The organism is Halorubrum salsamenti (assembly GCF_007671685.1).
GTDB classification, from domain to species: domain Archaea; phylum Halobacteriota; class Halobacteria; order Halobacteriales; family Haloferacaceae; genus Halorubrum; species Halorubrum salsamenti.
The window spans coordinates 36025-56411 of record NZ_VCNL01000004.1 but is presented as its reverse complement, the minus strand read 5'-3'; the positions used below and the strand labels follow the sequence as shown (position 1 = coordinate 56411).

Genomic DNA, 20387 nt, shown 5'->3' with positions numbered 1-20387 from the left:
CCGCCCACCCGGATCACCTCCCCACCCCGCCACGCACCGCAGCACCCACATCCCTCTCCACGACATCCTCCACGTACTGCAGCGCCGTCGAAAACGACCGGATGCGACGCAACTGCGCATCCACCACGCGCAGCCACTTCCGCTCCACATCCAGCGGCTGCGCCGACAACCGCGACCACGTATCCGCAAACGACCGCGCCGGCCCCGCCCCAAGCGACGCCACCGCCCCCGTCGAAGGCGCGTCACCCGTCACGCGGACCGCCAGTTCAGACGTCCACAACACCGTCCGGCACGGCACCACCACTTCAGCGTCAAGCGCCGCCGCCACACGACCATCATCGCCGTCGCCAGTCGGCGGGCCGCGCGCCGGGCACTCCGCCACAAGACAAAGATCCTCGAACGCGTACCCGGATCGGTAATTATCGAGCAGCGCCGCCACCAGCAACACGTGGAACTTCAACGACGTGTACGGGACGTACACCGACTCGTTGAACCGCGCCGCCACATCACTCGTCAACCACTCAGCGTGGAGTCGCGCCGGGTCCGAACACCCCGGCCTGACCAGCCCACGCACAGCCGCCACTGAGGCCGGCACGTCCACGGGATCCGCGACCGTCGCCCCCGTCACGAGTGAGAGCCGTGCCGGCGACACGTGATTCGCCACCGTTTCCTCCGGCTCACCCGACGGGCGACTCAACACCGCCGCATCCCCATCCGCACCGCACGGCACCGACTGATTCACCCGCACCCCGCACACCTCCTGATCAGCCGACGCGTGCTGCTTCCCCCGAAGCTTGTGTACGTCGTGCCGGAACGCCGCCACCAACGCGCCTGGTTCACCATCACCACCGGGCTCCAGACCGGACTCCGACCCCGTCACGCCCCATCACCCGCACCCGACTCGCCCTCGTCCTCACCCGACGTCTCCCCACCACGGCGCTCCCGCACACTCAACGGCGTCTCCTGTACCGTATCCACACTGAAGCGACAACTCTTGATGAGTACCTATGAGTGACGAGGACCACCATCCAGAGTTACTCCTCTTACACGAGACGGGTGGAGAGATCGAAGGCCGCGGAAAGTATCATAAACTGCTCGATCGCTACCGTCGTGAACCGGGTGATACTGATGTAGATTCCGTCCTCAAAGAGCGAGGGCCGTTCAACGAAGGTCTCTCACGAAGTATCAAACGGTACATCGACATGGGAATCGTTGAAACGGATGAGGAGGGACAGTCCCGAGACGTCGAAGAAACGGAGAAAGGGAAGCGGTATGTGAGTGGATTTGAGCGCACAAAATCATATCTCGATGATTCGTTTCAGAGTACGCAGGGGCGAGTCAAGAGAGTCGCTCAAAGATATGGTAACAAAAGCATGTACGAATTAGTGCAAGAACCAGACGTTCAGGAGGATAAACAGCGGTCACTCGGAACCCCGCTTTCGGAAGAATCTGATTCGCAAAAAGAAGAATAAACGGCTCTGTTGAAATCTTCAGAAAGAGATACGTTCTACCCCGGTTCCGGTCAGCACTGGTGACTTACCTCTTAGAGAAATCCTGTTACGCCGGTGAATAAAAAATAGCGCACCCAATCCGTGATAAAGCCAGATAGGGGTGGTGGAATCTTCAGAAATGTCTGAAGAAAGGGGTTCAACAGAGCCGATTACTGATGCCGGGACCGAGACAGATGGTCAGTATCGCCGTCTGACCGCGAATGAGACGGTACCGTAGCCGGTGATCCTCACTTACTCCTCGCTTGAGGAGTCGTTGAATGCGACGTGTTGAATCGCCTGTAGGAGTTCCTGGTGAGTGATGTCCAGCCGAATTCCGTTCGGAGACAGGCATCGGTTGATCAGCGTGTGCCAGTTGTACAGTAGGATAGCCACGTGCATCGCGTAGAGGCGCTTCTTCGGGTCCCGGCTATTAATCGTCGGCATAAAATCATTTTTTAATTGATCGACAGTTTTCTCGATACTCCACCGTTGCACGTATTGAAAACGAATCCCGGAGCCAGAACGATTCTGGAGGGAGCGGCCAGTGAAATACGCAGCAAGTCCGTCTTCACTACCGATGCCAGGGGCTGCCTCCAAGTCGTCTACTGCGTCGATAAGAAGTGGAACGTCCGGATCCGGTTCCAAAGAGGTTGGCCGAGGGGTATCATCCTCAAGACGGTGTTTGAGTGGGATCGCTATCTTGTCGTCGTCTCCCTCCTCCTGTATTGCTTCCAACGCAATATCCCGTGGGTCAACTAACACTGGATCCGGGTTGTTTCCCTCTGTCGGATACGTCACGAGGTTCGGCTTTGAGTCGGTGTTCCACCGTATTTCTGGGGCGTACCCGACGTGATTCGCAGGCGTGAGACGTTTCAGCCCCGTCACGACTGCACTATCCGGCGCACTGATGATCCAGTCCTCCCCGACGAACTCCCAGAGCGTATCGATGAGTTCCCCGCTGACGATTTCGGAATCGATGAGGACTGTGTCGATGGCAGCAGGCGGGACAGCGTTCGACAGGATATCTCGGACTGCGGTGGGATAGTCACGTAGGGTCTGCAGCCAGCGGCCACCGAGTATGAATCGATTTTCGGGTTCCGCACCGCCGGCGATAACGAACGTCCACTGTTCAGTAACGGCGTCATTGTCGGCTTTGGGAGGCCTGCCGATGGTCACGTCCAACGATTCGCCAGCCCAATCGACGCGGAACATATCGATACCGACCTTGAACGGGTCTGATTTCGACCAGAACCCGAGCGCTTTCGCAAACTGTAGGGTCAAGCGATGGACAGCATTGAACTGCTCATCGATCGTCGAAATCGAGTCCGCGGCTCCGTCGAACTGGGACTCGGACATCTCCTCGGCGTGGATCGGGAGCCCAGAAACGTAGTTGTCCAACCAGGCACCGCCAGGAATTCGGTCACGCGGGTGATTCCAGTCACAGACGTCTTTCAGCCCTTCCAGACCTGCGCCGGTGAGGGCAGAGGCGGCGAGCGCTCCGATAAACGCCTGCATGTCGTGTTTGCTCTGTTCTGAATCCCGGCCGAAAGTGAGCGGCTCGGTCGTGAGATCGAACAGGAGTTCGACGAACTCCCGAAGCTCCGCTTTCTCAGTGTCCCGAGAGACGTATTTCTCGTTGAGGGGCGGTTCGAGCGCGTCGAAGCCGTATTCCTGTTTGACAGCATCCGGAGGCACGATTCCTGCCCGGTAAACAGCGTAGACGGCCCGGGTTACGGCAGCCTCGAACGCATCCCCGTCAATCGTGTCTGTATCTTCGCCGTGGAGCGTGTTGTACGTGCGCTGAAATGTCTGGTAGCTCGGGACCTCACTTCGCGTCTCGTACCCGGTTTTCTGAAGAGTTGGCAACCCGGCGGCCTGTGTATCCGTCAAGTACTCATGGAAGTCGGTGCCGGACTGTTCGCGTGCTTTCCGCAAGAAGAGTGCTTTCAGCCGAGGCAACGGAATCTCGATGTCTGGATCGGACAGGTTGATGCCTTCGCAGTTCAGTTTCTCCTCGAATAGGTCCAAGACGGCCCTGTCATAGAGCATTCCACCGTCATTAATGAACCGAGAATTCTCCTCCCAGTACGGACGGTTATTCACGTGAAATTGAGCGGCGAGGTGAGTGCGCCGCGACAACTCTTCCACATCGTCAACGGGTGAGGAGACGTGAATATCGAATCCTCGTTTTTCCACCGCTCCGTACTTGCGTTCCCCTGGGTCGTACCCGTCTTTCTGCGGGAACGGAGCGTGTTCCATCGGGGTTCGATATTTCCCATCCTCTGGCGCGTTCTCGGGAGGACTAGCGTCAGTATGATTGCTCGTGGGGGTCTTACCCATATTCGTGGTTTAATCAATTCTGTGGTGAGTCATAAGCGATTGCCCTCAGTTAGTCGAGTAGGTATTAGGATGTGAGAACGGGTCGTGTTTTGAGACCCATAATATCCCACCAGGACATCACACGTCGTAGTATAGGGATCTGTCGATTCGAGAGATAACCCTCTTCGGTTGTCGGCCGAGCAATGTCTGTGTCTAGTCGAATTTGCTATTGGAACACGATCTTCGTTGGATTCCGGACTCTAGTATCGGGCAAACTCAAAATATACCCCTTGAGAATAATTTCGGTTTGGAGACTTATTTGTGGGTCGTAGTTCTGTCTGAGCGACCCAAAACACTTAGTACATAGTTCGTGTACTATGGACTATGTCGAACGCCCCCGCCTCCGTTCAGCCACCGGACGCAGGACACACTGCCCACCGGTTCTTCGCCATTCAGGAGCTACTGGGCACCCCAGAACTCGCGCGGTTCTACACGGACCTACTGATCAACACCCCAACGACAATCACGGCAGCCCGTGAGCGTCAGGAGTTCTCCAAGAGTACCGCGTACAAGTACGCCAATATGCTGGAGGAGTTGGGCGTCGCTGAGGAGCTGGACGAACACCAGGACGGCTCAGCACTCTGGCGTGCCGAACCCGTGAGTGGCGACTGGACCGATGAGATCACTCTTGAATTCGGCCCCGCCATCATCGCCGTCTACGGCGCAACAAGCGTTGACGACGACCTCGAACTCTACGTTGACCGTCACGGGAAGGCGGCGCTAGCACCGGCGGTGATGGGCACGATCAACTACCTGCAGGGCGAGACGACCCGTCGCGGTGTTGCCGACGACCTTGGTGTTCCCGCTGTCGAAGCCATTGCGGTCACGCAAGCAATTGAGCGAGTCCTTGTCGTCGTGAAGGACTTCGACCCGACACTCAGCGACGTTACGTTCGAGGTAGATGTCCACGAGCGAGCGATTGAGCAGGGTCCGTACGAGCGCGCCGATGAGTGAGGAACACCCGTCGCCGTTCCCAACAGCGTTTCTCCTGGATACGAGCTTTCTCAGAACCATCGGTGGCACTGAGAGTGACGCCTATCAGATCTTCATTCAGTACGTCAAAGCGGAGGACGTTCAGTTGTATCTGACTCCCGGGGTCGTGGAGGAGGTTTCGGAGCAACGTGGATACATCAGTATTGACTGGGTGGACCGGGCAGATACGACGGAGTGGATCACTCTCCTTGATGGTGTACAGCCGGGAGTCCGGGTTCATGACGGGCCGCGTGCTGGGGAGGTGATGGATCGTGTCCACGAGCGACTGGCAGAGTTCGAGCAGACGCCCCCAGATGAATTACGGAAAACAGATTCGGAGCTCCCAGCAGCGGCGGTAATGCTTCTTGGGTCAACCCCGCATGAGTCTGTCGGGATTTTGATTGACGACCGAAACGCCGAACGAGCAATTTCCGGTGTGATTCATAATACGTTCTATGACGGTCGAGTTCGGATAATTAGCATCTGGGATGCGATAGAGCATATGGAGTCTTGATACGACAAACGAGTGCCCTTGGGGTGATTCTTACAGGTGACTGGGAAAATGTTAGCGAAAGATCTGTTAGGACACGAGAGGTGATCGGCTAGTGAAGTAGATACTGTCAATAAATAACACACAACGTTACGTGCTAACTGTAGTCGTTCCTCTACTATTCCACCCTCACGGGGTACTGAGGTTATTCAGAATTCATTGATTGAAATGGGAGTGTCAGCCGGGGGGCGCAGTGGATGTCGGGTCCTGAGTGTAGGATTATGAAACCTCCAGAACCCGGTGACGGGCCGCCGATCCGTATCATCAAGTGCGCGGGTGACAGCAGAATCTACTAGGACTGGAGCTGCGGAACACAATTTTTCGCGGTGTGGTTCGGTTGCGCCGGGCTGCCCAGTCCTCGCATCGGAACCGCGTGTTTACTGTCGGGCCGCCGCTGTACCGGGGTTTCTCCGGTGTCTCGGTGAGAATCTCAACGCAAGTATTCAAAAGCGTGAGGTTCAATCTACATAGTTAGGCGAATGCTGGACCGCATTTCTACGACGGCGATCAGAAGAACCGATGTATCAACGCAGTACCCGTCTCCAACACCGGCTCAGGTCGATTCACCGGTCGGAGTTACTGGTCCGCGCGTGCCGATCAGCATCACCCTGCCAGAGGCCAGCAAGGACAGTTCGGCCGACCCGACACTGCCTCTTAGTGTCCGTGCGGATATCGAGGAGCTGAAAGAGAAACTCATAGCGGCTGGGGAGTCAATCGAGGATGCGTTCTCGCTGAAGGCGTCGGCGGCGCTGTGCGGCCGCGCAGCTGACTGGGTTGCTGCGCGTGGGCTTGACGAAGTGGATTGCGTGTCCGCGCAGACGCTCGTTGCGCGGCAGGCGGCGCTTGCTGTGCTGCTGCGCGCCGTGATATTCGACGCGCAGACGGACGAGATGTTGACGCGGGAGACCGCGGAGAACGCGTTCCGTGCGGCGGCGGCGGCCGGTGAGTCGGTGGCGTGGTGCGTACTCGATGATATTGCGTGGCTCGCTGACGCTGCGGAGCTCGAACCGGTGCTTGCAGCGCGGCACAAACTCACCGTGTCAACGGCCCCATCAGCGGATCTCGGTGAACTGTACGCTGCCATCATGCCGAGCGATGCCCGGCAAGTACTCAGTCAATTCAGGACACCGCAGTGGGTTGGCCGGGCGATACAGACGTGGGCGGCTGGTAACGGTGACACGATGCTTGACATGGGTATCGGGCCCGGCGCGTTGTCGACACCGATCCAATCAACGTGGCACCAGTTCGACGAACCGCGCGAAGTCATCGGCGTCGATCGAAGCCCGCTCGCCGCACTCCTCGGAGAGACAGCATTAACGCTCACCAACCAAGCGCACACCACGGTTGTCACGGATGTGCGAGAGTTGACGCGCGAGAAACTGCCAGGCGAGCCTGACGTCGTGGTGTGCAACCCGCCGTACGCGGGGCACTCCCGGATACCAGAACCCGAGAAAACCCAGTGGAATCAGCTAGCGGAACAGCAAACCGGGTACGACATCAGCAAATTCTCGCCGCTGTACGCGTACGTGATGTTCCACGCGGAGACGCTGCTCCCAGATGGTGGCCGGGCAGCATTCCTGACGCCTGAAAGCTTCTTCGGCACGGAGTACGGCACTGCAGTCAAGCGATTCCTCAACGAACGAGCCGATATTAAATCGTTCATCCGATTAGACCCGGACGGCGCGTCAGTGTTCCCGGCAGCGGACACGACCGCCGTCATCACCGTCGTCGAGTTCGACAGCACCCCGGACAAGGAGAGTGCCACGCAGTTCATCACCGTCACCGACCCGACGTTCACCGCAGTCCGAGCTGTAATGGATAGTACCGGGTCTGACGACAGAGACTGGGGTCGTACCAACACGGTCCCGCAGTCATCCCTTGACCCGAACCGGAACTGGCAAGCGCAGTTCGACCCGGTCGAGGTAGACACGGATCACTTATTGGAGCTGTCGGACCTCGGAACGGCTTGGTCTATTCCCCCGGTCGGTGAGGACGACCCGTTCCACGTGATTGACGCGGACGTCGCAGCGTACGAGATTAGCCGGCAACACCTGACTCGATTCGTGCGACGCCCATCGGACGTGCTCGGGTACGTGGTACGTGATAGAGACCAGGGAGTGACGCGTGATGGCGATGGTGACGGGTGGATAGTTGACCCGGTTCCGAGCATCGAGATCCCGGACACGCCCGATGCGTTCGTCAAGCAGTACGACGCCGGGACCCTCACCGGGAGCGATGCTGGAAACGAGCATTCGGGGTTGTTCAGGTACTTGCGTGATCGCATCCGCGACGGCGACCTACAAGGAACTGAGACGCAATCGGACGACCGGTGTTGGTACCGCCGGACCGGACACAACCCTGCTCCGATCCTCGTTAATAACGCCACGCAGAATAAACACCGGTTCACCGTGAACGACGCTGCCGCCCGAACCGCGAACAGCTTCTACGGGGTCGAACTCGCGGTGACTGGCGCTGCGCGGAAAGCTGTGCTCGCGTACCTGAACAGCACCGTCATGCGGGATATCTCCCGCGAGTACGGGTACATGCGCAGCGGCACGCTGTGGAAAATCAGCCTGACGAAACTCGAACAACTCCCCGTCATCGACCCTGCAGCCCTGCCCGACGCAACCGTCCACGACCTCGCCGCCGCATTCGACACACTCCGCGACACCGACCGAGACAGCAACTCGCACGACGAGATCATCACCACCATCGACACGCTCGTCCACCACGCTATCGAAGAAATGCGGCCGGATTGACATCCTCTCTGCCCTGAAGAGCGAAGATTCCCACGGCTCCGAACCGCTGGTTTGGGGTGTTTACGGTTTGTAGCTGTCTCGGTGACGGCTACTGGCTGTGCCAATCAGCCGTTACTCCTATCCCGGCATGGGATTCAGAGGTACTTCGTACTGTACCCGAACACTACAACAGAAAGGGTCGTTTCCGTATCCGGGAGTCCCATTCGCGTGGACAGATTGCTTTGGAAGTTTCAATAGAGCCTTTATTACGCGACTGACACAATTGGCGTGCGTCCGATGCCCGTCCTGGATGACCTCTCCGGATTCGAGTTCGAGGACGTGATGGAGGACGTGTTCCGGAACCTCGGATACGAGAACGTCCGGCAGGCGGAACGGACGGCCGACGAGGGACGCGACGTACTGATGGAAGAGGTCGTCGACGGGACGCGGCGCGGCGTCGTCGTCGAGTGTAAGCACACGGGGACGGTCGGGCGGCCGGTCGTACAGAAGCTCCACTCGGCGATTGCGACGTTCGATTTCAACGGGCCGAAACGCGGGATGGTGGCGACGACCGGTCGGTTCACCGGCCCGGCCGTCGAGTACGCCGAGCGGCTCCGGCGGAACGACGACCCGTACCCGATCGAGTTGATCGACGGCGAGGGCCTGCGCGAGATCGCGGACGAGATCGGGCTGGACCTGTACAACGGTCGGATCGAGATCCTGTGCGACGAGACGCTTCGACCGTTCGACCCGGCGACGTCGGTTGCCGCACCCGTCGAGGAAGCGTTCCAAGACATCGACAACATCGAGTCGGCGGACCTTCCCGCGCCGCACTCTCGCGTCACGTTCCGCCCGGTCGTCGACGTGACGGCGGACACGAACGCGGTGTTCGAGACGTCGGTCGGCGTGATTCACCGGGTCAACGACCGGTCTCGGTTCGTCGTCCACGCCGAACGCGGCCGCCCGGAGGCCGCGACCGGTGACGTCTCGAACCTCGTGACAGAGAACCTCCACGCGACCGTCGAACTCGACGCGGACCGGTTCGAAGATCAGTTCGACGCGGCCGAGGAGCGACGGTTCGGGCAGACGCAGACCGAGTACAAAGAATGGGCCGTCGACCGACTCAGAGAACGCCACACGACGACGGTCTCCTACACGGGAGACAACAACGTCACGTACACGAAGACGTGCGAGCCGAAGCGCTCCGACGTCTCGGTCCGATCGATCGAACCAGTGTACGTGCCGCAAGTTCGGCACACGACTGAATTAGGGGAGTACACGTATCCGTACGAGTACTTCGCGGCGGGGCCGTCGCGCGTGACGAGCGAGGACGGGGTTCACCGGTGTGTCCACTGCGACATGGCCGGGACTGACGAGGACTACACGTACTGTGCGAACTGCGGGAGCATTAACTGCGACTCGCACATCAAAACAGAGCGCCTAGAGGGAACGCCGGTCTGTACTGGGTGCGCGGTGACCGAGCGGTTCGCGTTCAAAACGAAGTACTTCTACGACGACGAGAACCGAGACGCGTTCCGTGAGGAGTACGAAGCGATGCCGTTCTACGAGAAGGCGATGGAGAACACACCGCTCGCCGTCGGCGCGGTCGCCGTCGGCGTCCTCGTCTTGCTCGGAGTGCTCCTCAGTATCGGCGGTCTCTGACTGGTCTTCCCGACACGACCGCTTTGTTCTCTGGAACTGATCTTAGAAATCGCAATTTCCGAAATCGAAATTTCCGAAATCGAGAGTTCTATCTATTTGGACCGAGGACTTGGGGTATGGAACGATTCGTTGATCGGGACGTCGAACTCGATCAACTTACGAGCTGTTACGAATCCGAGACGGCGGACTTCGTCGTGATCTACGGGCGTCGTCGTCTCGGAAAAAGCGAGCTCGTCCGTCAGTCGATCGCCGATCGGGACGACGCGGTGTACTATCAGGCGGTCGAGTCCACGGCACCGAACCAACTCGAACAGTTCGTCGACACCGCCACCGCACAGTTCCCTTCACTACGGAACGTCCGCCGCGACTGGGAGGTACTCCTCGAAACACTCGGTGAGCAAGACGCCGTCGTCGTCATCGACGAGTTCCCGTTCCTCATCGAGGAGGACGAATCCCTCCCGTCACGGATCCAGCGAGTGTGGGACATGGAACTACAGGAGACGGGAATGACGCTCGTGCTCGTCGGTTCGTCGATCAGCGTCATGGAGGACAAGGTCCTCTCCGGAAGCGCACCGCTTTACGGTCGCCGGACGGCGACGATCGATCTGAAACCCCTCGACGTGGCCGACACGCGTCAGTTCTTCTCGGAGTACGACCCCGAGACAGCCATCACCGCGTGGTCGATCTACGGCGGGACACCGTACTACCTCCAGACCATCGACCCCGACCGGCCGTTAGGAGCGAACGTCCAGCAGGCGATCCTGTCAGAGCGCGGGCTCCTGTACTCCGAGCCGGAGTTCCTGCTTCGAACCGAACTCCGGCAACCGAACACGTACTTCAGTATCCTTCGCGCGCTCGCTCACGGTCGTCGCACCCCGAACGAGATCGCAGGCATGGCCGGCGTGGAGTCCGGGTCGCTCAGCACGTATCTTCAGAAACTCCGTCGGCTCCGGCTCGTCGAGCGTCACATCCCCGTGACGGAATCATCGACGGCCTCGAAGCGCGGTCGGTACCGCATCGCCGCACCCCTGTTCCGGTTCTGGTTCCGGTTCGTGTACGGGAATCAGGACCAGCTTCGAATGCTCGGCGACGACGCGTACGACGAACTCGTCGCCCCCGACCTAGCTGATTACGTGAGCCCGTTGTTCGAACGCCTCTGTCAGCAGGCACTCTGGGATCTCGTAGACCGCCGGTTCCGCGATGTCGGTCAATGGTGGTTCAAAGAACACGAGCTGGACGTCCTCGGCCTCAGCGACGAGGGGCTCGTCGCCGGCGAGTGTAAGTTCACGTCTCAACCCGTGAGCGAAGGCGTGCTTACCGATCTCGAACGCACAGCGTCAGAAGTACGGTGGGCAGAAGGACCCGCAGACGGAGAGACCCTGTACGTGTTGTTCAGTCGGTCCGGGTACACCGACGACGTCGAACGGACCGCTGACACGCGCGACGACGTCCTGCTCTTCGAGCTGTCCGATCTGATCACGCCCAATAGCGACTCGTGAATACGGAATCGGAACGAACTGCTCTGTTGAAGCTGATGACCACACTGGGGTCACAATCCATGGAAACGCTATTGCCCCGCTCTCCCTTGTCGATGAGTTGGATCGGTCCACTCGGAGATTTCGGCCCTCAGTCTCTCTGCCAAGGCCCCAACTCCGATTCTCTCGACAGTACTCCTTAGTATCGACAGTCGCTGACGGATTCCCCTGCCGCGTTCGCTTTCGAGGCCAGTACCGGTCAGCAGGATCACTTCCGGGTGAACGCTCTGACCGGCGCGCGCGGAGGTCCGCGACGCCACCAGATACTTATGCATCGATCCGAGTCATATAACCGGATTCCCGGACGGAGGCGACCAGCATACGGCAACCGGTTGAGTTAGGAAGTTTCCGACCCCCCGAAAACGCGGCCCGAAATCACGATTCGGGCGCTAGAAAGTCTGAGAAAGAAGAAATCGCACGGTTACAGTCCGTGCGTACTACGTATGGGTTGGGGCGGATTCGAACCGCCGACCTGCTCCGTGTGAAGGAGCCGTCATAACCTGGCTAGACCACCAACCCGCTCATGTCGAAGTATCCGACCTCCGGACTTAAGAGTTACCTTACGGCGAAGATTCATCGGCCGAGCGTGCGAACCGACTCGCCATGACTCACGAGCTCCGGTTCCTCGAACGCCTCCGCCAACACGCGACGGGCCTGCTCCACCTTCCGCTGTCGGCGATCGGTCTCTACGCGGAGCGGGAGACGCCCCGCGACCAGTACGCGCTCACCCTCCGTGAGCCGTACCCGATCGTCGAGGCGCGGCTCCACCGGCTCGGGTTCGTCCGCAACCTCGTCTCGTCGCTCAAGTTCCGCGACTACGCCGCACCGCCGGAAACGTCAGTCGCGAGCTGGGTCCGATACCCCGAGGGGGCGCTCGCGAGCGACAGCCAGCTCCACCTCGCCCTGTTCGTCGGCCAGGACCGCGAGACGACCGACGTGTACGCCCACTGGGAGCCCTCGTGGATCCGCCACCCGATAAAGCACTACCGCGCGACCGACGTCGACGCCGAAATCGGGATCGAACGGGTGAGGGCGCTGTTCGAGCGCGCCGGCGTCGAGTACGCCGTGGTGCCGGCGGCGGAGCGGCTCGCTCCGGAGGGCGGGGAGTTCGAAAAAGGGTCAGACGAGAGCGGCGGGTGATCGCGGCCGATTCCCTACTCCTCCTTCGCGGCGTCGTGGCCCCGGTACTCGGCGACGCGCTCGCGCGCCGACGCCACCGCCTCGCGGGCCTCGCCCTCCGCGCGCTCCTCCAGCTTCTTCAAGTCGGCCTGTAGCCGGTCGAGCCGCGAGGATTCCGGTTCCTCATCGGCCTCAATGCCGACGAGGTCCTTCACCCGCGCTTCGACCGGCTCCAACTCCTCTTTCACGCCCGCTTTCGCGTGTTCCGCCGCGCGACCGAGGTAGTACCGTGCGTCTTCGAAGTGCTTGCTCATATCTGTTCTTTGGAAGGCGACGGATATATTCTTTGTGGCTGCTTCGAGACAACAGGATTGGGGGCCACCACTCGATCGCCGTCGCTCTCCGATCGGCTTCGAGGGCGAATCGGGGAGAACTGCGCGGGAGCGTCAGTACGAGGGCGACTCCTCGGCCTCGCCGTCGCGCGCGTTCGCGACGCGACCGAGCGTGAACAGCAGGTCCGAGAGGCGGTTGAGATAGGTGACGACCGCCTCGTTGATCGGCTCCGACCGCGCCAGTTCGACGACTCGACGCTCCGCTCGGCGGGTCACCGTGCGGGCGTGGTGGAGTCGGGCGCCCGCCTCGCCGCCGCCGGGGAGAATGAACGAGCGCAGCGGCTCCAGCTCCTCGTCGAGCGCGTCGATCTGTTCTTCGAGCGTCTCGACGTGCGCGGGCTCGACCGCGGGGTCGTCGGGGTCGGGGTCCGGGTTCGCCAGGTCCGCCTGCACGACGTGGAGGTGGTTCTGCACCGTCTCGAGCAGGTCGTCGAGGTCGTCGTGGCCGGTCGGGCGCACCGTCCCGATCAGCGCGTTCGCCTCGTCGACGGTCCCGTACGCCTCGATTCGGGGGCTGGCCTTCGACACCCGGCTCATGTCCCGGAGGTCGGTGTCGCCCTCGTCGCCGCGTCCGGTGTAGATGGTCATGCGAGGCTCCGTTCGACGTACTCCACGATGTTCGCGCTCTCCGACATCGTCACGCCCCGGTCCTCGTCGATCAGGACCGGGACGGCGCGCTGGCCGCTGACCCGCTTCACCTCGTCGCGGTCGGAGTGAAGCGCGTCGACCCACTCGGTCTCGTACGCGACGCCGGCGTCGTCGAGCGCGTCGGACACCGCCTCACAGTAGGGACACCCGTCGAGGGCGTACAGTCGGACGGACATGCCCGACCGATCGGCGCGCGGCGGCAAGAAGGTAGGGTGTCGGCGGCGGGAGGGCGGTGCGTGACGGGCGGCGGCGGGAGGGCGGTGCGTGGCGGGCGGCGGCGGGAGGGCGGTGCGTGACGGGCGGCGGCCGCGAGAGAGGGCCGATCCCCGCCCGTCAGATTCCGTGGAACGACTCGATGGTCGACCGGTACTCGTCCGGGATCGGGGCGGGCTCGCCGGAGTCCGGATCGAGGCTCACGAGCGTCGCCTCCGCCTCGGCGACGACCTCGCCGCCGGTACGGACCTCGTGGGTCATCGTCACGCTGGAGCTACCGAGATTGGCGATTTCGATCTCGACGGTGACGGTCTCGTCAGTCAGTTCAACCGGATATCGGAAGTCGATCGACAGCGACGCCAACACCGTCGCCAGCGAGGAGATGTCGGCGTCGAGCACGTCGCGGAAGTAGGTGGTCCGCGCCTGCTCGATGTACGTCGCGTACACGGCGTTGTTGACGTGGCCCATCGCGTCGATGTCGCGAAAACGAACGTCGATCTCGGTGGTGTAGCTGTTCACGGCGGTCAGTACAGCAGCTCGTCGTCGTTCTCGATCATGTAGAGGGAGCGCGCCGCGATGTTGACCGCGTGGTCGCCGACGCGTTCGAGGTCCCGGATCGTGAGCAGGAGCCGGGAGACGTTCCGCATCGTCCCCTCCACGTCCGCCTCCTCGCGGAGCTCGTCGCGCTCGATCAGGTCGCGCACGACGAGCTCGCTCGCGGCCTCGCAGGCGGCGTCGACCTCGTCGTCGGCCTCGGCGACCGCGAAACAGCGCTCGGGGTCCGACTCGGCGTAGGCGGCCATCGCGTCGTCGAGCATCGCCAGCGTGTCGTCGCCGATGCGCTGCACGTCGACGTCGGGGAACACCTCTTGGTCGGCCTGCTTGGCGTACTCGCCGAGGTTCGTCGCGAGGTCGGCGATCCGTTCGAGGTCGGTGATGATCTTGAACGAGGCCGCGATGAACCGCAGGTCGCCGGCCACCGGCTGCTGGAGTGCGATGAGGTCCGTACACTGCCCTTCCAGTTCGAGGTACAGGTCGTTAATCTCGGCGTCGCCGGTGATGACCTCCTCGCCGAGTTCGCCGTCCTGTCGCTCCAGGGCGTCGAGACCCATGCGAAGCCGCTCGGCGACGATTTCGCTCATGTAGAGGACATCGTCGCGAAGCCCCTCCAGTTTCGTTTGGTACTGTTCGCGTGGCATGGTGTTAGCGTATCACGCTCACCGGACGTATAAAAACACGTCGCCGATCAAACGTCTATGAACCGCCCGAACTCTCCGCCCGAACCGACCGAACTGTCACTGTTTCCGGTCCCTTGTGGTTTTAAACCCTCCTCGAGCGCAGATCGCGAACAACAAAAGGGTTTAACAGTGAGGTCGTACGGACGCACATGTCGTCTACCGAAACGATCCGCCCGGGACACGGCTTCTACGCCCTCGGGTGTACCTGTTTCGGGATCGGGAGCGTCCATTACCAACTGGAAGCGCGAGGGCTGGAGACCGCCCTCGAGCTCCTCATGATCGCGGGAGTGTCCACCATCGTCCTGTACACGGGGTACGAACTCCCGGAGCGATCGATATCCACGGGCGGGCGGTGGAAAGCGCTGCTGTTGACGGTCCTCGTGGCGCTCGCGTTCGCGGCGCTCGCGTTTCTGGTCTGGCTGACGTGGTCGATCGACGGGCTCCACCGAGAGCTGTCCTTTCTGCTCACCTTCGCCGCCTCGCTCGGGGCGGCGGTCGGCGCCCGCGGCAGTCTCTACGCGGTGGAGTCCAACGAGCGGCTCACCGAGACGCGGGAGCTCACCAAGCTCCTCAAGATCAACCAGCGCGTCCTGCGGCACAACCTCCGCAACGAGCTGTCGGTCGTGCTCGGACACCTCGAGAACATCGAAGACGCGACCGACGGGGGACATGTGGACGACGACCTCAGGATGATCCGAGACCACCTTGAGGCGCTCCTCGAAACCACCGACCGGACCAGAAAGATCGTGTCGATCTGGGACACCGCCGACGAGACCGAACACGATCTGGCGTCGGTCGTCGACGACCAGATACGCCGGCTGCGTCGGGAGTACCCGACTGCGACGTTCAGCTCGACGCTCCCGGCGGACTGCCGGGTGATCGCTCACTCCGCGCTGCCGCTCGCGATCCGAGAGGCGCTAACGAACGCCGTCGAGCACAACGCCGCCGACGTGTCGGTCGACGTGAGCGCCGAACTGCAACCCGACGAGACGGTGAAACTCGAGATCAGCGATACGGGGACGGGGATACCCGCTTCCGATCGGGAGGCGATCGGGCTCCCCGAGGAGACTCCCCTCGCGCACACGCAGGGCCTCGGACTGTGGATCCTCTACTGGACCATCCAGGCCTCCGACGGGACGATCGAGTTCGGCGAGATCGACCCGGAGGGGACCGTCGTGCGGATCGTCCTACCGGCGCCGTCGCGGTCCTCGACGCCGCGGTCGACACCCCGCTCCGAGGAGTGATGCGTGTCGTCGGTCCGGGCCTGACCGAGTCGGCGGTCAGTTGTCGTCGGTCAGCCACCGTCGGTCAGTCGTCGGCGTACAGCGAGCCCAGAATGAAGTCGTCGATCGCCTTGCGGGCCTCTTCGGGCGCGTCGGTGTGACCCAGCGCCATCCGTCGTCCACGGGCGGCGTGGATTACGTCGGTGATGAGCTGTCCCATCCGCTCGGCGTCGACGGGGGCGAACTCGCCCTGTTCGATCCCGTCTTCGACGACCTCGACGATGCTCCCGCGGATGCGGTCGTAGTGTTCGTCGAATATCTCTCGGTGGTCGCCGTCGTTTTGCGCGTGGGTGTACAGCTCGTGGTACACCTTCATCCGCTCCCAGTGGCTGAACTCCTCGAACTCGGGGCCGAAGAGGCACTGGTCGATCCGCGCGTCGAGTTCCGAGCGTGGGTCGTCGTTCCCGTCTACCTCCACGCTCCCCTCGTACTGATCGATGACGTACTCCAGGAACGCGGACAGCAGGTCGTACTTGCCGTCGAAGTGATAGTGGATCACCTGCCGCGTCAGGTCCATCTCCTCGCCGATGTCGCGCATCCGCAGGTCTTTGTACCCGTGCTTGCTCAGCGCACGGAACGTGGCCTCCATGATCACCTCCTCGGTGTCCTTGGAGGAGACCGTCTCGCGGGAGTCGCTCATACGAGCCTCTCCGCCGGTGAGACATATAAGCGATCCCACCCGATAGGCCGACGTTCCCGCTCCCAGCCACCATGAATTTACCATACAGTAAATTTTTAACCTCATGGTCGAACGGTACACTCACACATGACACGAAAGATCATCCGGAACGGGACGGTCGTCTCTCTCGATCCGGACATCGGAGACCTCGAGGGGGCGGACGTGCTGATCGAGGACGGTGAGATCGCCGACGTCGGCCGCGGGCTCTCGGCGGAGAACGCCGAGGTCATCGACGCCTCCGACCAGATCGTCGTCCCCGGGTTCGTCGACTCGCACATCCACCTCGCGCAGACCCAGGTCCGGGGCATCGCCGGGGACTGGTCGCTCATGGGAGAGTACTTCGATCACATGCTCGGCAACATCACCGGGCTCTACCGGCCCGAGGACATGTACCTCGGCGGCCTCTACGGGGCGTTCGAGAAGCTCCACACCGGGACGACCACCGCCCTCGACTGGTCGTACCCCAACACGCTCGAACACGGCGAACGGGCCGTCGACGCCCTGAAGGACGCCGGTCTGCGCGCGGTGTACACCTACGGGCCGCCGGGCGACGACGCGGCGAAGTGGTGGTACGAGAGCGACGTGGGCCTCCCCGAGGAGAACGTCCGCGAGCTCCGCGAGGAGAAGATCCGTGATGACGACCTACTCACCCTCGCGCTCGGGCTCCGCGGCCCCGACTTCTGTACCGACGAGACCGCCCGGGCGGACCTGGAACTGGCGCGGGATCTGGGCGTGCTCTCGACGGTCCACATGGGCGCCGCGCTGTGGCCGTCGTCGGTGTACGGCGACGACTACCAGGGGTTCGGGGCCATCGAGGACATGCTCGGCCCCGACGTCAACGTCGCCCACGGGAACCACTTCTCGCAGGAGGACGTCGACCACGCCGTCGAGCAGGGCGTCTCCTTCTCGTCGACGCCGGAGGTCGAGATGCAGATGGGCCACGGCATCCCCGTCACCGGGAAGGTGCTGGAAGCGGGCGGGCGCCCGGCGTGGGGAGTCGACGTCTGCTCGAACGTCAGCGGCGACATGGGCAGCCAGATGCGGATCGGGATGCAGCTCCAGCGGATGTTCGACAACCAGGCGGTCCTAGAGGGCGACGAGGAGGTCACCGAGGTGAGCGTCTCCGCGCGCGACACCCTCGAAATGGCGACGATCGAAGGCGCGAAGGCGCTCGGGTTAGACGACGAGATCGGGACGATCACGCCCGGCAAGCGCGCCGACCTCGTTCTCTTCGACACGAACGACTTCATGACCGCCCCCTGCCACTCTCCGGTCCAGACCGTCGTCTTCCAGTCGGACCCCTCGCACATCGACACGGTCCTCGTTGACGGCGAGGCCGTCAAGCGCGACGGCGAGCTGACGAACACGAAGGTCCGCGAGGAGTTCGACCGGTTCGTCGCCTCCGGCGAGCGGCTGATCGACGAGGCCGGCATCGACTTATAAACTACAGAGTACGAATCTCACACATCTCAATGCGAATCGGACAATACCGAACGACGGACGCGGAATCGCCGTGGTGCGGCGTCGCGACGGGCGACGAGACGATCGTCAACCTCCCAGCGGCGGGCGCGGCCGCCGGGGTCCACATCGACGACGAAACGACCGGACTGCTCTCCGACTGGGAGTGGCGACGGAAGGCGGAGCTAGCGGTCGAGTACGCCGAGGAGACGGGGGTCGGCGTCCACGACGCCGACGCCGTCTCGCGGGCGGCTCCGGTGACGGCCCCGGGGAAAGTGGTCTGCGTCGGGCTCAACTACCGCGACCACGCGGAGGAGGGTGACAACCCGATCCCCGACGAGCCCGTGCTCTTCTCGAAGTTCCCCACCTCGGTGACGGGGCCGGAGGACGCGGTCTCGTGGGACCCGGATCTCACCGAACAAGTCGATTACGAGGCCGAACTCGTCGCCGTCATCGGCGAGGAGGCCCGCCGCGTCGACCCCGAGGAGGCGATGGACCACGTCGCCGGGTTCCTCGTGGGTAACGACGTCTCGGCGCGCGACCTCCAGCACGGCGACGGACAGTGGGTCCGCGGCAAGAGCCTCGACTCCTTCGCCCCGATCGGCCCGGAGATCGTGACGACGGACGAGGTGGCCGACCCGCACGACCTCGCGATCTGGGCGGACGTGAACGGCGAGCGCCTCCAGGAGTCGACGACCGCGAACCTCATCTTCGGGATCGACGACCTCGTCTCCTTCTGCAGTCAGGCGTTCACGCTGAAGCCCGGCGATCTGCTCTTCACCGGCACGCCGCCGGGCGTCGGCGTCTACCGCGAGCCGCCGGTGTTGCTGGAGGACGGCGACACCGTCACGATCGGCGTCGAGGGGATCGGGGAGCTGACCAACGAGTTCGCGTTCGACGGCGCGTAGCGACGACGTCGGCTCTTTATACTGACCGAATGGTGTCGTCGGGATCGTACGGGCTGGAATCGCGGACTACTGCTCGAAGTCGAAGACCTCGCGGGGGTTCTCCAGTACCACTTGCCGGATCTCGTCGACGTCGATCCCGTACCGGTACAGCTCGAAGATCGCGCGTTTCAGCGCGTACGGGTCGGTCCGGAGCACGTTCGCGCAGTCGGTGTCGACCATGATCCGCCCGGGACCGTACTCGTCGATGGCGTTCGCCACGTCGGCGGCGTCGACGCCGACCAGCCACGAGTGGCCGATGGTGTAGCTCAGGTAGCAGTCGGTCTCCTCCATCAGGTATTCCGTGTTGTTGCGGTCGGCGTGGGAGGCGACGACGCGCCCCTCGGGAAGGCCGGCGTCGCGCGCGGCCGCCACGTCGCGTTTCACGGACTCCAGCGCGGGGTTGTCGCCGTCGAGGACGGGGTCGGCGCCGAGACCGGCGTTCTTCTCGTAGCCGGGGGTGACGCCGAGCCCGTCGCGGTACGACCGCTTCGACTCGGTCGACGTGTTCGGGGTGTGGAGGAGCACGGGGAGACCGTGGTCGTCGGCGAGCTCCATCTGCGCCTGCACGACCGCCTGCTGTTCGTCGACGCCCCACCGCTCGACGTGTTGCGACGGCACCACGCCCGTCTCGCCGACGGCGACGACCTCGTCGAGCGCGCAGTACGCGTCCATCGCCGCTAACAGCTCGTCGGGGTCCTCGATGCGGACGCCGGTGTGCACGCCGAGTCCCAGCTTCGCCTCGAAGAAGTGGTTGCGCTCGATCGCTTCCCGCCGGTTGATCGCGTCGTCCCAGAGAAAGCGGATGTCGTCGGCCTCGACCGGCTTGTACGGCGTCCAGTGGTACCCCGACGCGACCATCATCATCGAGCGACAGCCGGACAGGGCGTACCGCTCCCGGTCGTCCCACGAGAGCGTGTGCGCGTGATTGTGGATGTCGATCCACGGGAGGTTCAACAACTCTCGCGGGAGATCTGGCGGTTCCTCCGCCGTGTCCCGGTCGGCGAGGTACGTCGCGTCGGTCGGTCGTTTCGTCGGGTGAGGCGTTGTCATGAGTGGGGTCGTCGCCGCCGGATAGGGGCGGCGA

General features: G+C 62.5%; 19 protein-coding genes and 1 tRNA gene. 10 read left to right on the top strand and 10 right to left on the bottom strand.

Annotated features, from left to right (window positions below; translation table 11 throughout):
* Window positions 1-13: 13 nt before the first annotated feature.
* Window positions 14-880 carry a hypothetical protein gene (locus tag FGL94_RS11565; RefSeq protein WP_241659165.1) on the bottom strand — a complete coding sequence of 289 codons (867 nt, stop codon included), beginning with the start codon at window positions 878-880 and terminating at the stop codon, window positions 14-16.
* 127 nt (window positions 881-1007) lie between these two features.
* Here FGL94_RS11565 and FGL94_RS11560 point away from each other — a divergent pair, with 127 nt between their 5' ends.
* Window positions 1008-1472 carry a hypothetical protein gene (locus tag FGL94_RS11560; protein WP_144925179.1) on the top strand — a complete coding sequence of 155 codons (465 nt, stop codon included), beginning with the start codon at window positions 1008-1010 and terminating at the stop codon, window positions 1470-1472.
* Window positions 1473-1742: 270 nt separating this feature from the next.
* Here the strand turns inward: FGL94_RS11560 and FGL94_RS11555 are convergent, their stop codons facing one another.
* Window positions 1743-3830 (bottom strand): hypothetical protein, encoded by a 2088-nt coding sequence (locus FGL94_RS11555; protein ID WP_206664920.1) that lies wholly within the window; start codon window positions 3828-3830, stop codon window positions 1743-1745.
* Between the two features lie 363 nt (window positions 3831-4193).
* Between FGL94_RS11555 and FGL94_RS11550 the strand changes: the two genes are divergently transcribed.
* The 5 genes from FGL94_RS11550 (at window position 4194) to FGL94_RS11530 (ending at window position 11290) form a co-directional block, all read left to right on the top strand.
* A complete protein-coding gene (locus FGL94_RS11550; protein WP_206664919.1) occupies window positions 4194-4823 on the top strand; it encodes a DUF7437 domain-containing protein in 630 nt (209 codons plus the stop codon).
* Window positions 4816-5355, top strand: coding sequence for a hypothetical protein (locus FGL94_RS11545; protein WP_144925173.1), 540 nt, complete (start codon window positions 4816-4818; stop codon window positions 5353-5355). Before FGL94_RS11550 ends, FGL94_RS11545 begins: the two co-directional genes overlap by 8 nt.
* Window positions 5356-5981: 626 nt before the next feature.
* Window positions 5982-8150: an Eco57I restriction-modification methylase domain-containing protein gene (locus FGL94_RS11540; protein WP_186313399.1), complete on the top strand. Its 2169-nt coding sequence runs from the start codon at window positions 5982-5984 to the stop codon at window positions 8148-8150.
* A 276-nt stretch (window positions 8151-8426) separates the two neighbouring features.
* A complete protein-coding gene (locus tag FGL94_RS11535; protein WP_144925167.1) occupies window positions 8427-9791 on the top strand; it encodes a restriction endonuclease in 1365 nt (454 codons plus the stop codon).
* A gap of 116 nt (window positions 9792-9907) precedes the next feature.
* Window positions 9908-11290, top strand: a complete 1383-nt coding sequence (locus FGL94_RS11530) for an ATP-binding protein (protein ID WP_144925164.1) — start codon at window positions 9908-9910, stop codon at window positions 11288-11290.
* 480 nt (window positions 11291-11770) lie between these two features.
* Here FGL94_RS11530 and FGL94_RS11525 read toward each other — a convergent pair.
* Window positions 11771-11845, bottom strand: a tRNA-Val gene (locus tag FGL94_RS11525).
* Window positions 11846-11929: 84 nt separating this feature from the next.
* Between FGL94_RS11525 and FGL94_RS11520 the strand changes: the two genes are divergently transcribed.
* Window positions 11930-12466: a hypothetical protein gene (locus FGL94_RS11520; RefSeq protein ID WP_144925162.1), complete on the top strand. Its 537-nt coding sequence runs from the start codon at window positions 11930-11932 to the stop codon at window positions 12464-12466.
* 14 nt (window positions 12467-12480) lie between these two features.
* Here the strand turns inward: FGL94_RS11520 and FGL94_RS11515 are convergent, their stop codons facing one another.
* The 5 genes from FGL94_RS11515 to phoU all read right to left on the bottom strand — a co-directional run bounded on the left by FGL94_RS11515 (window position 12481) and on the right by phoU (window position 14897).
* Entirely contained in the window at window positions 12481-12759 is a 279-nt protein-coding gene (locus FGL94_RS11515) for a DUF7553 family protein (protein ID WP_144925159.1), read from the bottom strand.
* A gap of 132 nt (window positions 12760-12891) precedes the next feature.
* A complete protein-coding gene (locus FGL94_RS11510; protein WP_144925156.1) occupies window positions 12892-13425 on the bottom strand; it encodes a cob(I)yrinic acid a,c-diamide adenosyltransferase in 534 nt (177 codons plus the stop codon).
* Window positions 13422-13661, bottom strand: a complete 240-nt coding sequence (locus tag FGL94_RS11505; protein ID WP_144925153.1) for a glutaredoxin family protein — start codon at window positions 13659-13661, stop codon at window positions 13422-13424. The genes FGL94_RS11510 and FGL94_RS11505 overlap by 4 nt, the downstream gene beginning before the upstream one ends.
* A 157-nt stretch (window positions 13662-13818) precedes the next feature.
* Window positions 13819-14217: an acyl-CoA thioesterase gene (locus tag FGL94_RS11500; protein ID WP_144925150.1), complete on the bottom strand. Its 399-nt coding sequence runs from the start codon at window positions 14215-14217 to the stop codon at window positions 13819-13821.
* A 5-nt stretch (window positions 14218-14222) separates the two neighbouring features.
* A complete protein-coding gene (gene phoU, locus FGL94_RS11495) occupies window positions 14223-14897 on the bottom strand; it encodes a phosphate signaling complex protein PhoU (RefSeq protein WP_144925147.1) in 675 nt (224 codons plus the stop codon).
* 188 nt (window positions 14898-15085) lie between these two features.
* Between phoU and FGL94_RS11490 the strand changes: the two genes are divergently transcribed.
* Entirely contained in the window at window positions 15086-16180 is a 1095-nt protein-coding gene (locus FGL94_RS11490; RefSeq protein WP_144925144.1) for a sensor histidine kinase, read from the top strand.
* A gap of 64 nt (window positions 16181-16244) precedes the next feature.
* On the opposite strand, the gene FGL94_RS11485 is transcribed toward FGL94_RS11490, so the two are convergent.
* Window positions 16245-16859 (bottom strand): TetR/AcrR family transcriptional regulator, encoded by a 615-nt coding sequence (locus FGL94_RS11485; RefSeq protein ID WP_144925141.1) that lies wholly within the window; start codon window positions 16857-16859, stop codon window positions 16245-16247.
* Between the two features lie 126 nt (window positions 16860-16985).
* On the opposite strand from FGL94_RS11485, the gene FGL94_RS11480 reads away from it, so the two are divergent.
* Entirely contained in the window at window positions 16986-18341 is a 1356-nt protein-coding gene (locus FGL94_RS11480; protein WP_144925138.1) for an amidohydrolase family protein, read from the top strand.
* A gap of 29 nt (window positions 18342-18370) precedes the next feature.
* Complete coding sequence (locus FGL94_RS11475; protein WP_144925135.1) at window positions 18371-19264, top strand: fumarylacetoacetate hydrolase family protein; 894 nt, start codon at window positions 18371-18373, stop codon at window positions 19262-19264.
* A 66-nt stretch (window positions 19265-19330) separates the two neighbouring features.
* Here FGL94_RS11475 and FGL94_RS11470 read toward each other — a convergent pair whose 3' ends face one another.
* Complete coding sequence (locus FGL94_RS11470) at window positions 19331-20353, bottom strand: TatD family hydrolase (RefSeq protein ID WP_144925133.1); 1023 nt, start codon at window positions 20351-20353, stop codon at window positions 19331-19333.
* Window positions 20354-20387: the final 34 nt, after the last annotated feature.

Bases quoted from the DNA above. Each gene is read 5' to 3' on its own strand.
- FGL94_RS11475 (WP_144925135.1), top strand. From the start codon at position 18,371: ATGCGAATCGGACAATACCGAACGACGGACGCGGAATCGCCGTGGTGC.
- FGL94_RS11520 (WP_144925162.1), top strand. From the start codon at position 11,930: ATGACTCACGAGCTCCGGTTCCTCGAACGCCTCCGCCAACACGCGACG.
- FGL94_RS11550 (WP_206664919.1), top strand. From the start codon at position 4,194: ATGTCGAACGCCCCCGCCTCCGTTCAGCCACCGGACGCAGGACACACT.
- FGL94_RS11555 (WP_206664920.1), bottom strand. From the start codon at position 3,830: ATGGGTAAGACCCCCACGAGCAATCATACTGACGCTAGTCCTCCCGAG.
- FGL94_RS11535 (WP_144925167.1), top strand. From the start codon at position 8,427: ATGCCCGTCCTGGATGACCTCTCCGGATTCGAGTTCGAGGACGTGATG.
- FGL94_RS11530 (WP_144925164.1), top strand. From the start codon at position 9,908: ATGGAACGATTCGTTGATCGGGACGTCGAACTCGATCAACTTACGAGC.
- FGL94_RS11545 (WP_144925173.1), top strand. From the start codon at position 4,816: ATGAGTGAGGAACACCCGTCGCCGTTCCCAACAGCGTTTCTCCTGGAT.
- FGL94_RS11510 (WP_144925156.1), bottom strand. From the start codon at position 13,425: ATGACCATCTACACCGGACGCGGCGACGAGGGCGACACCGACCTCCGG.
- FGL94_RS11505 (WP_144925153.1), bottom strand. From the start codon at position 13,661: ATGTCCGTCCGACTGTACGCCCTCGACGGGTGTCCCTACTGTGAGGCG.
- FGL94_RS11485 (WP_144925141.1), bottom strand. From the start codon at position 16,859: ATGAGCGACTCCCGCGAGACGGTCTCCTCCAAGGACACCGAGGAGGTG.
- phoU (WP_144925147.1), bottom strand. From the start codon at position 14,897: ATGCCACGCGAACAGTACCAAACGAAACTGGAGGGGCTTCGCGACGAT.
- FGL94_RS11490 (WP_144925144.1), top strand. From the start codon at position 15,086: ATGTCGTCTACCGAAACGATCCGCCCGGGACACGGCTTCTACGCCCTC.
- FGL94_RS11560 (WP_144925179.1), top strand. From the start codon at position 1,008: ATGAGTGACGAGGACCACCATCCAGAGTTACTCCTCTTACACGAGACG.
- FGL94_RS11515 (WP_144925159.1), bottom strand. From the start codon at position 12,759: ATGAGCAAGCACTTCGAAGACGCACGGTACTACCTCGGTCGCGCGGCG.
- FGL94_RS11480 (WP_144925138.1), top strand. From the start codon at position 16,986: ATGACACGAAAGATCATCCGGAACGGGACGGTCGTCTCTCTCGATCCG.
- FGL94_RS11470 (WP_144925133.1), bottom strand. From the start codon at position 20,353: ATGACAACGCCTCACCCGACGAAACGACCGACCGACGCGACGTACCTC.